Source organism: Micrococcus sp. GbtcB5 (assembly GCF_019091605.1).
GTDB classification, from domain to species: domain Bacteria; phylum Actinomycetota; class Actinomycetes; order Actinomycetales; family Micrococcaceae; genus Micrococcus; species Micrococcus luteus.
On sequence record NZ_JAGXJK010000004.1, the window covers coordinates 1 to 13272 of the forward strand.

Sequence of the window (13272 nt, forward strand, 5' to 3'; positions counted from 1 at the left end):
GCTCGCCGCGGCCTACCCCGACCGGATCAACCCCTACCTGTGACCACCCCGCTTACACAGACAAGTTGACACGCCCGCAGCGGGCCAGGACTTCGAGACCGAGGTAGCGTCGACCCTCGGCCCATTCATCGGTCTGCTCGGCCAGCACCGCACCCACTAGCCTGACGATGGCCGCCCGGTTGGGGAAGATGCCCACCGCGTCGGTGCGACGGCGGATCTCCCGGTTGAGCCGCTCGGCCGGGTTGTTCGACCAGACCTGCGTCCAGACGTCCTTCGGGAACGTGGTGAAGGCCAGGATGTCCGCCCGGGCGGCGTCGAGGTGCTCAGCCACGGTGGGCAGCTTCTCGCTCACGTAGTCCAGGAGCCGGTCGAACTGCGCGTGCACGCTGGCCGCATCGGGCTGGTCATAGACCGAGTGCAGCATGGCTTTCACGGCCGGCCACATGTTCTTCGGGGTGATGCCCATCAGGTTCGCCGCGTAATGGGTGCGGCAGCGCTGCCACGTCGCTCCGGGCAGGTTCGCCGCGATGGCGTCCTTGAGTCCGGTGTGGGCGTCAGAAGTGACCAACCGGACCCCGGCCAGGCCGCGGGCGACCAGGTCGGCGAAGAACTCGTTCCACGCCGCCCCGGTCTCCGAGGTGGCGACCCGCAGGCCCAGGACCTCGCGGTGGCCGTCAGCGTTGACCCCGGTGGCCAGCAGCACCACGGCGTTGACCACGCGCCCGCCCTCGCGGACCTTCATGCTCAGCGCATCGGCGGCCACGAACGTGAACGGGCCGGCCACCCCGAGCGGGCGGTGGCGGAAGGCCTCGACCTGCTCGTCGAGCTCGGTGGCCATCCGGGAGACTTGGGACTTGGACAGGGCGTTGACGCCCAGAGTCTTGACCAGCTTGTCCATCCGTCGGGTCGAGACCCCGGCGAGGTAGCAGTCAGCGACCACGGTGATCAGCGCCGACTCCGCTCTCTTCCTGCGTTCAAGTAGCCAGTCTGGGAAGTACGTGCCCGATCTGAGCTTGGGGATGGCCACGTCCAGGGTGCCGACCCGGGTGTCCAGGTCCCGGTGGCGGTACCCGTTCCGCTGAGCAGTGCGCGAGGAGCTGGGCTTGCCCCATTCGGCACCGACCACCGCGTCGGCATCCGCGGACAGCAAGGTGTTGATCATGGTCTGCAGCAGATGGCGCATCATGTCCGGGGACGCTTCAGACAGGGCTTCTCCGAGCAGGCCGGCAGGGTCGAGAATATGAGGAGCGGTCATCGTGATGACTCCATTCGAGGATTCTGTGGAAGGTTGACTCGACGGATCACACGGTGGCCGCGTCCACGTCTGAGACGACACGCCCGACCACCGGGCGTTACACCACTATGCGGGACTCAACTCCAGGCCCATGCCGTAATGCCGGTCAGGGCCAGCAGGCGTGGAACATGTGCTGCTGTCCCTGACTGGCCCGGCGGTACAAGAACATCCCCGCAGGAGGAGAACTCGACGTGTCAAAGACAGAGCACAGCAGTGACCTGTAGCGCCCGTTGCGTCCTGACCTCGGAACGAAACCCAGGCGCTTCACTTGTGCATGGCTGCATCCAGTTCCGTCCCGCTGTGGTCAGCGCAGCAGGACGGGTCGGGCGTCGATGCGGGTGCGGAAGAGGGTGTAGGGCTTGACCCGTTCATCCTGCCCCTGCCGGTAGTCGGCCTGGCGGTGGAGCTGGTTCGCGGTGATGTAGAGGTAGCCGTCGGCCGCGACCGAGAGCGTGTCCGGCCACAGCAACCGAGGGTCGCTGACCACGGTCTCCCACGCCCCGACGGTGTCGACCCGACGCCGCAGCACCGCGTTGTGCTCGTAGTTCGTCGCATACACGTTGCCCTGTGCGTCGGACTCCAGGCCGTCGCCGGCCCCGCCCTTGTCGCCTTCATCACGCACGGTCGCGGCCACCGCCGCCTCATCCAGGGCTCGGTCCACCAGCGCGTCGGTAGCCACACTGTAGAGCCGCCGGGATGCCAGCGGGCAGTAGTAGAGGCGGGCGCCGTCGGCGCCGATGGCGATTCCGTCCGCGCCCATCGCGATCGCCGGCGCCACGGTCCCGTCCTCCTGGCGGGCGACCATCGGGCGGCCCTCGACAACCGGCACGAAGTCTGTGAGCGGCTCGGCCTTCGTGGAGGGGTGCTCGTGCAGCCGCCGCCAGCTCTGACCGGTGGCCAGGTCCACCACCACCAGCGCGTTGGGTCCCTGGTCGGAGGAGTCGGTGAGGTAGGCGACGCCCTCGGCTCCGCGGCGCAGGTCGAAGCGCACGTCGTTGAGGTAGCTGGTGGGCAACGCGACATCCTGGGGGAACAGGATGGTCTTGACCACTGTGTCGCTGGTCAGGTCGACGCAGACGAGCTTGGGCCCGCCGTAGGTCGTGGGCTTGAATAGCGGGCTTCCGGTGTCCAGGATCCACAGCCGGTCGGCAGGGTCCACCACCACGCTCTGCACCGAGACCAGGGTGTTCGCCAGGTCGTCGGAATCGGTGCGATTGATGGCCTCGTTCGGGTAGGCCACCGCCTCGCCGTCGCGAATTTCGGCCACCGTGAAGGCGACGTCATCGCCCCACTTCGGATAATTGACGAAGATCCGCCCCCGGTGCGAGACCGTGACGCCGGTGAGCATGGGGCCGTGGAAATGGGCCACCTCCTCCAGCTCGCCCACCGGCTGCTCCGCGGGCAGGCTTTCCGATCGATTCTCCATCACATCGCTCCTGTCGGTCGGGCTCGTGCTCGAAACGGTACACCGGGTTCCCGGCCGCCGGGGCGGGAGCCTTCGGGCAGGACCAGTTCTGCCCGGCAGTCCCAGTGGGTCGCGGTGTGCGGTGCCCAGGGCCCCGGTGCATGGAGAGCCCCCGTCCAAGTCACGTAAGGGGAGTGGTGCGCCGGTCAGCTGGTCCGGGCCACGGCGCTGAGCAGGGTGACCGCGACCGCGTCGATCTCGTGCGCTTCCACGCCGCCGACCTGGTTGAGCACCCGCAGCCGCGCCAGGACGCTGTCTCCGATCGCCAGGACACCGTCTGATGAGACCAGCTCGACGTCGAAGTGTTCGGCCCACTCATCCCAGACGCCGCGGCTTTCGCGCGCGAAAGCAACGAGTCGCGGGTCGTCGTGGGCATGTCGGAAGATCCGCGACTCGCCTCCGGACTGACCCGTCCCGGGCAGACCAGCCTCGTACAAGCGCACCGGCACGCCCTGCTCCCGCAGCGCGTACGCCGTCGACAGACCAACGATCCCACCCCCGATCACTGCTACCTCGGGTGAACGCGTCGTGGCAACGCCGTCGTCAGTTCCTGTCATCGTGGTTCCTCGATCTGTTGGTGATGAGCGATACGCCGCAGGAGAAGGGCCGCTGCCACGACGCCAGCGGGCTGTGTAAGCCCGCAGTCGCCGCGCCATTGCTTGGCTAGGGCGAAGTGGCGTTCCACGACGTTGCGCCCGCGGTAGGCCTGGGCGTCGAAGGCCGGCGGCCGCCCGCCGCGGCTGCCGCGACGGGCTCGGGCCGCGATCTGGTCCCGTTTCTCCGGAATTACCGCGGTGATTCGGCGGCGGCGCAGCTCGTTGCGAATCACTCCGGTGGCATAGGCCCGGTCGGCGATCACCGCCTCCGGGCGGGCTCGGGCGGCGCCGGCGCCGAGTCGGGGAATCTGGATTTCGGCCAGCACCTGCGCCAGCACGGCCTCGTCGTTGCGCTGCCCGCCGGTGACGATCGCGGCCAGCGGCCGGCCGCGGCCATCGACGGCGTGGTGAATCTTGGTCGTCAGCCCGCCGCGGGAACGCCCGATGCCGTGCCCGGGCGGCTCAACCTCATCCAGCGGCAGTTTCTTGTGATTCGCCCCGGCCCCCTGTGTCCTGGTCCGGACGAGTGGTGTTCGTGGCGTGCTGATGGGCCCGGGCGATGGTCGCATCGACCGAGACGGCCCAGTCAATCATCCCGGCCGCATCGGCCTCGGCCAGCACGTGGGTCAGCACCCGATCCCAGGTCCCATCCGCGGCGTAGCGGCGGTGGCGCTTCCACACCGTCTGCCAGGGCCCGAACTGCTCCCGGGGCAGATCCCGCCACGGGACCCCGGTCCGATACCGGTAGGCGATGCCCTCCACCACCCTGCGGTGCTCCCCGAAGGGATGCCCACGCCGGCCCTGATTCGAGGGCAGCAACGGCTCGATCCGCTCCCACTGCTCGTCCGTGAACACCTGATACCGCGACCCTGTCGACCTCACCCGACCAGCCTGCCGCGAGCCTCACCACCGATAAGGGAGACACGCCCTAGGGCAGATGGGACTTCAACGGCGATGTTGTGGCGAACAGGGTTCGGCCGTCTCGATGGTCCTCAGGACAATAGAACGGCCCGCGGGGGCCTGCGTCAGGAGAGCGGGTGTGGACATCTTCGGGAAGCCCAAGGCGCTCCTGGGAGAGCAGGGGACGCCGTCGCCGCGCCCACGGACCACGAGGGCAAGGAGATCTGCATCCCGCACGGCACCCCCCGAGTTCGACAGCCCCAACTGGTACCATAAGCAAGTACCACATCGCACCCGAGGAGGCCAGCATGTCCATCAGCGCCAGTGAAGCCCGCAAGACCCTGTTCCCGCTCATCGAGCGAGTGAATGCGGACCGCGACGCCGTAGAGATCGTCTCCCGCAAGGGGAATGCCGTCCTCATGCCCGCGGACGAGTACGCCGCCTGGCAGGAGACCGCCTACCTGTTCCGCTCCCCGGCCAACGCCCGCCGGCTGCTGGACGCCTACGAGCGCGCCCGCGCAGGGAGCGTCGAGGAGCACGCTCTGGACCGCATGGACGGGGACGCCTGAGTGCGCCTCGTGTGGGACCGCTCGGCCTGGGAGGACTACACGCACTGGCAGACCACGGACCGCAAGGTCCTCAAGCGGATCAACACCCTCATCGACGCCGCCCTGCGTGATCCCTTCGACGGGATCGGCAAGCCCGAGCAGCTGAAGTACGGCGCGCCCGGGGCATGGTCCCGACGCATCACGGAGGAGCACAGGCTCGTCTACCTCGTCGACGGCGAGGACCTGATCATCCTCCAGGCGAGGTATCACTACTGACATGCGCTTCACCCAGGCCGAGCTCCAGCAGTTCCGCGACCGCACCGTCCCCGACCTGCTGCCGGACCCGCTGCGGCTGCTGTTCATCGGCATCAACCCCGGCCTGTGGAGCGCCGCCACCGGTGCGCACTTCGCCCGCCGCGGCAACCGCTTCTACCCGGCCCTGCACCGCGCCGGGCTCACCCGACACCTGATCGACGCCTCCGACGGCTACAAGGCCGAGGACCTCGCCGAGCTGCACGCCCGCGGCATCGGGATCTCCAACCTCGTCCCGCGGGCCTCCGCCCGCGCCGACGAGCTCACCGCGGAGGAGCTCGCCGCCGCCCCCGCCCGCCTGGACGCGCTCGTGGCAGCGCATGCGCCGGCCGTCGTCGCTGTGTTGGGGGTGACGGCCTACCGGCAGGCGTTCGGACGCCCGAAGGCGGTGCTGGGGGAGCAGCAGACGCCGTGGCCGGGCACGCGGCTGTTCGTGGCGCCGAACCCCAGCGGGCTCAACGCTCACGCCACCCTGGACTCGCTCGCCGCGGACTACCGTGCGGCCGGTGCCGCGGCGGGGCTCGTGGACTGAGTGAGCCCGCTGTCCCTGCGGCCGCGCTGACGCCTCAGGCCCGTCAGAAGAGCGGCCAGGGCACGGCCGGCGTCAGCCCGCTCGGGGCAGGGAAGATCCCGTCGTCGAGCAACCGGGTGCAGCGTTCGGCGAGGGCGTCGACTTCCTCGGCACCCAGCAGCTCCGCCAGCCCCTGCCCCAGCTCACCGTCGAGCCCGTCGAGAACCCGGGCGACGCCGTCGCGCTCCTCCTCGCTCAGCGCCTCGCCCAGCCACCCCCAGAGCACGGTCCGCAGCTTGTCCTGCACATGGAACGTCAGCCCGTGGTCCACGCCGTGGCGGTGGCCGCCGGGCATGGCGAGGATGTGGGCGCCCTTGCGGTCGGCGTTGTTGACGAGCACGTCGAACACCGCCATGCGGCGCAGCGCCGCCGAGTCCTCGTGGGCCAGGACCAGCCGATTCCCGCCCTCGTCCTCACCCTCCAGGACCGTGAGCCATCCCGAGGCCGGCACTTCGTCCGCCGGGAACAGGTCCACGGCGTCCTGCTCAGGATCCTGCTCCTGCCAGAGCTGCACCATGCCCTTACCGAACGGGCCGTCGCGCAGCCAGGTGCGCGGCACAATGTCCCACCCCAGCGCCTCGGACACCAGGGACGCGGCCACCTCCCGGCGGGCCAGGGTGCCCGCGGGGAAGTCCCACAGCGGGGCCTCGCCGGCCACCGGCTTGTAGACCACCGGGGTGTCACCGATCGCGCCGAGGAACGTGGCGTTGGACGCCGTCGTGATGCGGCCGGTGAGCATCAGCTCCCCGGACACCAGCTCGCCGGCGGGCACGTCCGCGGCGCTCATCAGGAGTCGGGGAAAGTGCAGTCGTGGCCGTCGGGGTCGATGGGCTGGCCGCAGTCCGAGCAGACCGGACGCCCGGCGTCCACGACCTCCCGGGTGCGCCGAGCGAACGCCCGGGCGGCGCCGACGGGCATCCGCACGCGCACGGCCTCGGCGTCCGCCTCGAGCGCCGGGTCGGCGTCGTCGTCGGTCAGGGGGTGCGCGTCGACGAGCACCTGCGCGGTGGTGGGGTCCCAGCCCAGGCCGATGGCCCCCACCCGGAACCACTCCTGCACCGGGTCCAGCGGATCGTTGTCCACGAGTTCCACGGGCGTGCTGGCCGGGACGCTGTGCGGGTTGCCCTCCAGCGCCATGAGATCGTCGAGGATCTCGTCGATCATCTCCGCCATCAGGGCCGACTGCTGCTTCTCCAGGGCCAGGCTCACCAGCCGGGGTCCGGTGCGCACCTGCAGGTAGAACGTGCGGGCTCCGGGACGCCCGAGCGTCCCGATCACGACCCGATCCGGCCAGTCGAACTCATGGGCGGGGGCAGGTGCATCAGTCATGCCACGATCCTAGGCGTCTGCTCGTCCACTGCACCGGCGCCCGTGCCTGCGCCGCCGCCCACCGGGGCGTCGTCGGACGGGCCGAGGGTCGCCAGCCAGGACAGGTCCCCGGCGTCGGTGTTCATCGCCCAGACCCGCGGGCGGTTCGGGCCGTAGCTCACGATGGACACGGAGGCGGGTCCCACCTCGATCCGCTGGAACAGATCCAGGTGCGTGCCGAGCGCATCGGCCAGGATCGACTTGATGACGTCCCCGTGGCTCACCGCCACCCACACCGCCCCAGGCCCGTGCTCGGCCTCGACCGCGGCGTCGTGCCGGCGGATCGCCGCCACCGCGCGGGCCTGCATGCCCGCCATGGACTCCCCACCGGGGAAGACGACGGCGGACGGCTGGGTCTGCACCGTCGCCCACAGGGGCTCGGTGGCCAGGTCGCTGAGCGCGCGCCCCTGCCACTGGCCGTAGTCGCACTCGGTGAGGTCGTCGTCGACCAGCGAGGGCACCGCCCCCGACTGGCGATCGAGGAGTGCGCGGGCCGTCTGCGCGCACCGCTCCAGGGGACTGGCCACCACCGCGGCCACGGGCACGGCCGCGACCCGATCCCCGGTGCGGGCCGCCTGCTCCCGTCCGTGGTCGTCCAGGCTGACCCCGGGGGTGCGGCCCGCCAGCAGTCCGGTCGCGTTGGCCGTGGTGCGGCCGTGCCGCACGAGAAGTACCGTCGCCATCACTCCAGCCTACTGACGGGGCGGACGCGCCTCAGCGGGACGGGTCACGGGACAGGGGAGTCCACCGCAGGGTGAGGCCCTCGACGGCGGCCATCGCCGCGTGGACGTCGTCGGCGGCGTCCTCCAACCCGTCCGCCACGTCTTCACCGGCCGAGGTGAGCAGCAGGACGGCGTGGTCGTCCGCGCCGGGCTGCTCGCCCGGGTCGGCGCGCCAGCCGCCCCTGCCCCGGACGCCGTCCTCGTCCCCGGGCAGGGAGCTCAGCCACGTGGCCGCGGCCCGGGCCGCCCCGCAGCCAGTCGAGGTTCACCTGTTACGGCTGGGCGCCTGCGGGGCCGCCCGGGGACGGGGGCTGCATCACGCCTCGGCGTCCGACTGCTCGGAGGTCCAGCCCGCCTCACCGATCCACCGCAGGGCGCTGAGCGAGGGCATGAAGAGGTACTCGCCCCCGGCCATCCGGTTGAAGGTGGTGATGCCGTCGATGCGCTTGCGGGCCGGCTCGGCGGGGATGGTGAACCGTCCCTGCGTCGGGTCGTCCTCGTGCAGACCGACGATCGGGTCCCGCTCGGAGCCGAGGTCGACGAAGTTGCCTCCGTTGATCCACTCCTGCTGCATGAACTCGATCGTGTCGAAGGCCCGGGCGCTGATGAAGATGAAGTAGATCCCGCGGTCCTCCTTCGCGTCGTCGGCCGAGGTCACCTCCGGCGACCACCCGGGACCGTAGGTCGAGGAGCGCCGGATGATCCGCTTGATGTTCACGTCCGTCATGATCGACAGGTCGCTGTCCCGCGGGTTGAGGCGACGCATGTGGCTGGAGTGCGGGCACATCAGGCCCTTCGGGTCGTCCTCGAAGGTGAAGTCGTTGCGCCGCTCCGGGTCGTTGCCCAGCTCCTCGTCGTCGTGGTCCGGGGAGAGCACCAGCGGGGCGCCGCTGCGCCACCGGCCGAACATCTTCGCGGCGATCCGGTGCTGCTCCTCCGGGTCCGGGCTCTGCGAGGCCAGGTACTCGTTGAAGGCGCCCACCCGACTGGCGAACTTGCGCAGCACCACGTAGGTCCCGTTGCGGCCCAGCACATCCGGCTGCGGCACGGCCAGCGGGGAGCCGGTCTCGCTGTTCTCGCCCAGGATGAACTCGCCGGCGGAGATGGAGCGCTCCTGGCCCGGCTGAGGCCGCACCCCGCTGCCGGCCACCGTCGGCTGCGAGATGGAGTCCCGGAAGCCGAAGGGGTTCTTGTTCAGCTCGTCGACCCCGAACCGGTGGGTGGCCACCAGGGTCACTCCGGTGGAGTGCTCCAGCACCTTCTCCGCCTGGTCCAAGGCGGCGTCCAGGGCGTCGGCGTCGGCCGCGTAGATCGTCAGCGCGATGTGGCAGGCGTCCTGGGTGAACGCCTCGTCCCAGTGCTCCGGGGCGTTCGGCCCGGTGTCCATGAGCTGCTGAGCGCGGGCGGCCATCCCCTGCTGGTAGGGCAGCGGGAAGCTGGACAGGGAGTCCTCGGGCAGCCCCAGGGCGCGCAGGCCGGCATAGCTGATCGCCACGCCGGTCCAGGACTGCAGGTCGTCGGCCCAGTCCTGCGCGGAGGTCACGTACTCGGCCAGGCGACGGACGAAGTCCCGACCGCCTTCGGCCTCCTCCACGGTCAGCATGGCGTGGGCGCCGACGTAGGGCTCAGGCCGCGACCGCAGCACCAGGCCCTGGATGTCGTCCAGGTCCAGCTCGACCCGCTCCCGATCGAAACGTTCCTTCAGGTCCTTGAGCACGCCCATCTCAGTAGTCCACCGCCTCGGGGGTGGAGATCGTGTCGGTGAGCTGCTTCAGGGCGGCCGCGGTGTCCTCGTCCAGGTCGGTGCGCCCGGCCATCTGGTCCAGGAAGGTGTTCACCGCGTCCTCGGTGCGCTGCAGTCGACGCGTGTCCACCACGGTGACCTGCGGGTTCGCCACGAACCACCCGGAGGCGGTGATCTGGTGGTCGGCGATGAAGTCCTTCACGGTCGGGCTGTCGATGCCCGGCCACCCCTCCACGTTCTGGAAGAGGAGGTCCATCAGCTCGGGGATCTTGGTGGCGAAGTCGTTGATGTACGCGTCCCAGTCGCCGTCGTAGGCCGTGGCGAAGAGGATGCGGGTGTTGTCGTCGAAGAAGACGAAGCGCATGTCGTGCAGCGTGGACACGCGCTGGGCGCCGTCCATGTTGCCGCGGGTCAGGTCGAAGATGCGCTGCAGCCGTTCGGCGCCGCCCGGCTTGAGGCGGGCGATCGCGGTCAGCTCCGAGACCTTGCCCGAGCGCATCCCCACGCGGCCGGCGGAGTCGGCGGTGCCGGACAGGTCCGGGTTGTGCTCACGGATCATCGCCTCGAGGGCGATCTTGGCCAGCGTGGGGGCGTCCTGGGCGACGTCCTCGACGGCGCGCTTGACGGCGTCGAGGCGGCTCTCGTCCTGCAGTCGGGGGTCGGGGCGGTCAGTCATGAGGTCCTCCTTCGAGAATCCTTTGGGGTGAATGGTGAGGGGTGGGGCCGGGATCAGTCCGGGATGTCGTCGAGCGACGACGGCTCGGGGGCCGGGCGGTCGTTGAACTCGTGGCGGAAGCGAGTGGACTGCTCATAGGCGCGCTTGCGGACGCGCATGATGGAGCCCAACGGCTGGTGCTCGACCACGCCGTTCCACGGGTTGAAGGTGAGGGCGTCGTCGCCGTAGACGCGGCGGGGATGGCTGTAGCTCTCCTGCGCCTCGATGCGCAGGGTGGCGACGGGCTGGTGCGGGGCCTCCTCCTCGTCCCACAGGACGGAGGCGTCCTCCACCGGCATGCGCTCCGGGTCGGTCGCCAGCTGCGCCCGCAGGACGTATTCTGCGCTCTCACGCGAGAAGAAGTCGGCGACGATCTCGCTGATCGAGGAGAAGTCCTCCACCTTCATGTCCTGACCGGTCAGGGTGCGCACGTTCTCGGACGCCGGGGCCAGCGAGATCTTCGCGACGTGGTCCCCGTAGCGCAGGGCGCCCTGGGTGAAGTACGTCTCGCCGAGGACGTGGGCGTTGTCCCGCCCCAGGCCCTCCAGGGTGGCGCTGGGGGTCCCCCCGACGGTCTCCACCGCACCCCGGACCACGCGCGCGGCGCCCGTCGTCAGGCGCTGCAGCAGCTCGGGGGACTGGGAGTTCTTCTCCAGCAGGCTCAGCATCTCCTTGTAGCGGGCCACGGTGCCGAAGGCGAGCGTCGGGAAGTTCACCATGAGGAAGTCCTGATTGTGGCTGTCCAGATCCGGCAGCAGCCGCTTGCCCTCCACCCCCAGCACCTTCAAGGCCCAGCCCCGCGGGGCGGGAGTGCGGTCGGTGTGGATGTCCCCGGGTGCGGAGGAGAGCCGCGCCACCGCCTCGTAGGTGCCCGGACGGGCGAAGATGCCCTTCGCCAGCTCGGGAGCCAGGCCCTCGTGCACCTCCAGCGTGGCCTTGAGGACGGCGTGGCTTTTGGCGTGGGCGTCGCGGTGGGCGTGCTTGTGCTCTCCCGCCGCGCGGCGCTGTGCCGCGCCCATCTGGGCCAGGATCTCGCGGGTCAGGTCCTCCTCGCGGTCGACCGAATGCTCGATGTCGGGCGTGTACTTCACCGGTTCAGTCATCAGTGCTCTGCCTTCCCTCTCTGGAGCGCCGTGTGCGCCGCGCGGAGCCGCGCACCTGACCCTGGCGACGCTATGACTCTCCCCCTGTCAGGGCAAGGAAGGAAGCGCGCCGCAGGTCTGGGAGTCGGGGCCCGGGGGCGGTGCCCCGGGGGATCTGTGACAGTGTGGCGGTGACCCGCCCCAGGGAAGCGCACTCGAGCCAGGAGAAGCATGACCGCCACCCTTGTCGCCTCCGGCCTCGCCGGCGGCCACGGTCACCGCACGCTCTTCGAGGATCTGGACCTCACGGTCGCGCCCGGGGACGTCGTCGGCGTCGTGGGGGCCAACGGCGCGGGCAAGTCCACCCTGCTGCGCATCCTCGGCGGGGACCTCGCGCCGCAGGCCGGCACGGTCAGCCTGGCCCCGGCCGACGCGTTCGTGGGCTGGCTGCCGCAGGAGCGCGAGCGGGTGCCGGGGGAGACGGTCGCCGGGTACATCGCCCGCCGCACCGGCTGCGCCGAGGCCACTCGAGAGATGGACGCCTCCGCTTCGGGCCTGGCGGACCCGGACGTCACGGACGCCGCCGCAGACCGCTACAACACCGCCCTCACCCGCTGGCTGGCCTCCGGCGCCGCGGACCTGGAGGAGCGCATCCCCGCCGTCCTGGCCGACCTCGGCCTCGACCTCTCCGCCTCCCCGGAACAGGTCCTCATGACCTCCCTCTCCGGTGGGCAGGCCGCCCGCGTCGGCCTCGCCGCGCTGTTGCTCTCCCGCTTCGACGTCGTGCTCCTGGACGAGCCCACCAACGACCTGGACCTCGACGGTCTGACCCGCCTGGAGGCCTTCGTGCAGGAGCTGCGCGGCGGCGTCGTGCTGGTGAGCCACGACCGCGAGTTCCTGGCCCGCTGCGTCACCCGCGTCCTGGAGCTCGACCTCGCCCAGCGCACCAACCGCGTCTACGGCGGCGGCTACGAGGCCTACCTCGAGGAGCGGGCCACCCTGCGCCGCCAGGCCCGGGAGAAGTACGAGGAGTTCGCCGAGCAGAAGCAGGACCTCGTCTCCCGCGCCCGCATCCAGCGGGAGTGGTCCAGCCAGGGCGTGCGCAACGCGATGAAGAAGTCCCCGGACAACGACAAGCTGCGCCGCAGGGCCAACAGTGAGTCGAGCGAGAAGCAGGCCCAGAAGGTCCGGCAGATGGAGAGCCGCATCGCGCGCCTGGAGGAGGTGGAGGAGCCGCGCAAGGAGTGGAGGCTGGAGTTCACCATCGGTGCGGCGCCGCGCTCCAGCTCGGTGGTCGCCACCCTCAACGACGCCGTCTTCCGGCAGGGAGGCTTCACGCTCGGCCCGGTGTCCCTCCAGGTGAACGCGGGGGAGCGGATCGGCATCACCGGGCCCAACGGGGCCGGCAAGTCCACCCTGCTGCGCGGGCTGCTGGGCCGCCAGGCCCCGGACGAGGGCACGGCCGCCCTGGGGTCCAGCGTGCAGATCGGGGAGATCGACCAGGCGCGCTCGCTGCTGGCCGGGACCGTCCCGCTCGCCGCGGCCGTCGAGGCGCTCGTGCCCGAGATGGCCTCCGGGGAGGTGCGCACCCTGCTGGCCAAGTTCGGCCTCAAGGCCGACCACGTGAACCGCCCCGTGGACGAGCTCTCGCCCGGCGAGCGCACCCGGGCATCCCTGGCCCTGCTCCAGGCCCGCGGGGTGAACGTCCTGGTGCTCGACGAGCCCACCAACCACCTGGACCTGGAGGCCATCGAGCAGCTCGAACAGGCCCTGGAGACCTATGAGGGCGCCCTGCTGCTCGTCACCCACGACCGCCGCATGCTGGACACCGTCCGCACCGACCGTCGCTGGCAGGTCCAGGACGGGCGGGTGACGGAGCGCTGACGACCCGGGCACCGTCACCCTTGCCCGAGATTCGGTTGTGTACGACCATGAGAGTTCAGTCCCCACCGACG

At 70.6% G+C, this 13272-nt stretch carries 13 protein-coding genes and 1 pseudogene; 4 read left to right on the forward strand and 10 right to left on the reverse strand.

Annotation, left to right across the window (positions count from 1 at the left end):
- Positions 1-52: 52 nt before the first annotated feature.
- The 4 genes and pseudogenes from KVS67_RS02120 to KVS67_RS02135 form a co-directional block, all read right to left on the reverse strand.
- Complete coding sequence (locus KVS67_RS02120; protein ID WP_063190268.1) at positions 53-1255, reverse strand: IS256 family transposase; 1203 nt, start codon at positions 1253-1255, stop codon at positions 53-55.
- A gap of 343 nt (positions 1256-1598) precedes the next feature.
- A complete protein-coding gene (locus tag KVS67_RS02125) occupies positions 1599-2720 on the reverse strand; it encodes an L-dopachrome tautomerase-related protein (protein WP_036334589.1) in 1122 nt (373 codons plus the stop codon).
- Between the two features lie 227 nt (positions 2721-2947).
- A pseudogene (locus tag KVS67_RS02130) lies at positions 2948-3316 on the reverse strand (NAD(P)/FAD-dependent oxidoreductase); the annotation flags it as partial.
- A protein-coding gene (locus KVS67_RS02135; protein ID WP_197458600.1) for an IS5 family transposase occupies positions 3313-4237 on the reverse strand; the annotation gives its coding sequence in 2 pieces (ribosomal slippage) (positions 3313-3861 and positions 3863-4237; 924 coding nt in all). The pseudogene KVS67_RS02130 and the gene KVS67_RS02135, both read right to left, overlap by 4 nt.
- A gap of 326 nt (positions 4238-4563) precedes the next feature.
- Here KVS67_RS02135 and KVS67_RS02140 point away from each other — a divergent pair.
- The 3 genes from KVS67_RS02140 to KVS67_RS02150 are packed head-to-tail and all read left to right on the forward strand — an operon-like array spanning position 4564 to position 5647.
- Positions 4564-4824, forward strand: coding sequence for a type II toxin-antitoxin system Phd/YefM family antitoxin (locus tag KVS67_RS02140; protein WP_036340860.1), 261 nt, complete (start codon positions 4564-4566; stop codon positions 4822-4824).
- A complete protein-coding gene (locus KVS67_RS02145) occupies positions 4825-5079 on the forward strand; it encodes a Txe/YoeB family addiction module toxin (protein WP_041103932.1) in 255 nt (84 codons plus the stop codon).
- 1 nt (position 5080) lies between these two features.
- Positions 5081-5647 (forward strand): mismatch-specific DNA-glycosylase, encoded by a 567-nt coding sequence (locus tag KVS67_RS02150; RefSeq protein ID WP_041103934.1) that lies wholly within the window; start codon positions 5081-5083, stop codon positions 5645-5647.
- Between the two features lie 43 nt (positions 5648-5690).
- Here KVS67_RS02150 and KVS67_RS02155 read toward each other — a convergent pair whose 3' ends face one another.
- The 6 genes from KVS67_RS02155 to KVS67_RS02180 all read right to left on the reverse strand — a co-directional run bounded on the left by KVS67_RS02155 (position 5691) and on the right by KVS67_RS02180 (position 11338).
- The gene (locus KVS67_RS02155; protein ID WP_063190267.1) at positions 5691-6473 is read right to left on the reverse strand and encodes an SCO1664 family protein; all 783 of its coding nucleotides are present in this window, start codon (positions 6471-6473) and stop codon (positions 5691-5693) included.
- Positions 6473-7015, reverse strand: coding sequence for a DUF3090 domain-containing protein (locus KVS67_RS02160; RefSeq protein WP_063190266.1), 543 nt, complete (start codon positions 7013-7015; stop codon positions 6473-6475). The genes KVS67_RS02155 and KVS67_RS02160 overlap by 1 nt, the downstream gene beginning before the upstream one ends.
- Positions 7012-7737 (reverse strand): histidine phosphatase family protein, encoded by a 726-nt coding sequence (locus KVS67_RS02165; protein WP_197458599.1) that lies wholly within the window; start codon positions 7735-7737, stop codon positions 7012-7014. The genes KVS67_RS02160 and KVS67_RS02165 overlap by 4 nt, the downstream gene beginning before the upstream one ends.
- A gap of 355 nt (positions 7738-8092) precedes the next feature.
- Positions 8093-9499, reverse strand: coding sequence for a Dyp-type peroxidase (locus KVS67_RS02170; protein WP_063190265.1), 1407 nt, complete (start codon positions 9497-9499; stop codon positions 8093-8095).
- 1 nt (position 9500) lies between these two features.
- Positions 9501-10196 carry a hypothetical protein gene (locus KVS67_RS02175; RefSeq protein ID WP_063190264.1) on the reverse strand — a complete coding sequence of 232 codons (696 nt, stop codon included), beginning with the start codon at positions 10194-10196 and terminating at the stop codon, positions 9501-9503.
- 53 nt (positions 10197-10249) lie between these two features.
- Positions 10250-11338 carry a catalase family protein gene (locus KVS67_RS02180; protein WP_197458598.1) on the reverse strand — a complete coding sequence of 363 codons (1089 nt, stop codon included), beginning with the start codon at positions 11336-11338 and terminating at the stop codon, positions 10250-10252.
- Positions 11339-11548: 210 nt separating this feature from the next.
- Here KVS67_RS02180 and abc-f point away from each other — a divergent pair, with 210 nt between their 5' ends.
- Complete coding sequence (gene abc-f, locus KVS67_RS02185; RefSeq protein ID WP_036316399.1) at positions 11549-13201, forward strand: ribosomal protection-like ABC-F family protein; 1653 nt, start codon at positions 11549-11551, stop codon at positions 13199-13201.
- Positions 13202-13272 lie beyond the last annotated feature (71 nt).

Excerpts from the sequence above, each read along its gene's own strand:
- KVS67_RS02160 (WP_063190266.1), bottom strand. The coding sequence starts at position 7,015 with ATGACTGATGCACCTGCCCCCGCCCATGAGTTCGACTGGCCGGATCGG.
- KVS67_RS02170 (WP_063190265.1), bottom strand. The coding sequence starts at position 9,499 with ATGGGCGTGCTCAAGGACCTGAAGGAACGTTTCGATCGGGAGCGGGTC.
- KVS67_RS02175 (WP_063190264.1), bottom strand. The coding sequence starts at position 10,196 with ATGACTGACCGCCCCGACCCCCGACTGCAGGACGAGAGCCGCCTCGAC.
- KVS67_RS02140 (WP_036340860.1), top strand. The coding sequence starts at position 4,564 with ATGTCCATCAGCGCCAGTGAAGCCCGCAAGACCCTGTTCCCGCTCATC.
- abc-f (WP_036316399.1), top strand. The coding sequence starts at position 11,549 with ATGACCGCCACCCTTGTCGCCTCCGGCCTCGCCGGCGGCCACGGTCAC.
- KVS67_RS02180 (WP_197458598.1), bottom strand. The coding sequence starts at position 11,338 with ATGACTGAACCGGTGAAGTACACGCCCGACATCGAGCATTCGGTCGAC.
- KVS67_RS02125 (WP_036334589.1), bottom strand. The coding sequence starts at position 2,720 with ATGGAGAATCGATCGGAAAGCCTGCCCGCGGAGCAGCCGGTGGGCGAG.
- KVS67_RS02120 (WP_063190268.1), bottom strand. The coding sequence starts at position 1,255 with ATGACCGCTCCTCATATTCTCGACCCTGCCGGCCTGCTCGGAGAAGCC.
- KVS67_RS02150 (WP_041103934.1), top strand. The coding sequence starts at position 5,081 with ATGCGCTTCACCCAGGCCGAGCTCCAGCAGTTCCGCGACCGCACCGTC.
- KVS67_RS02165 (WP_197458599.1), bottom strand. The coding sequence starts at position 7,737 with ATGGCGACGGTACTTCTCGTGCGGCACGGCCGCACCACGGCCAACGCG.
- KVS67_RS02155 (WP_063190267.1), bottom strand. The coding sequence starts at position 6,473 with ATGAGCGCCGCGGACGTGCCCGCCGGCGAGCTGGTGTCCGGGGAGCTG.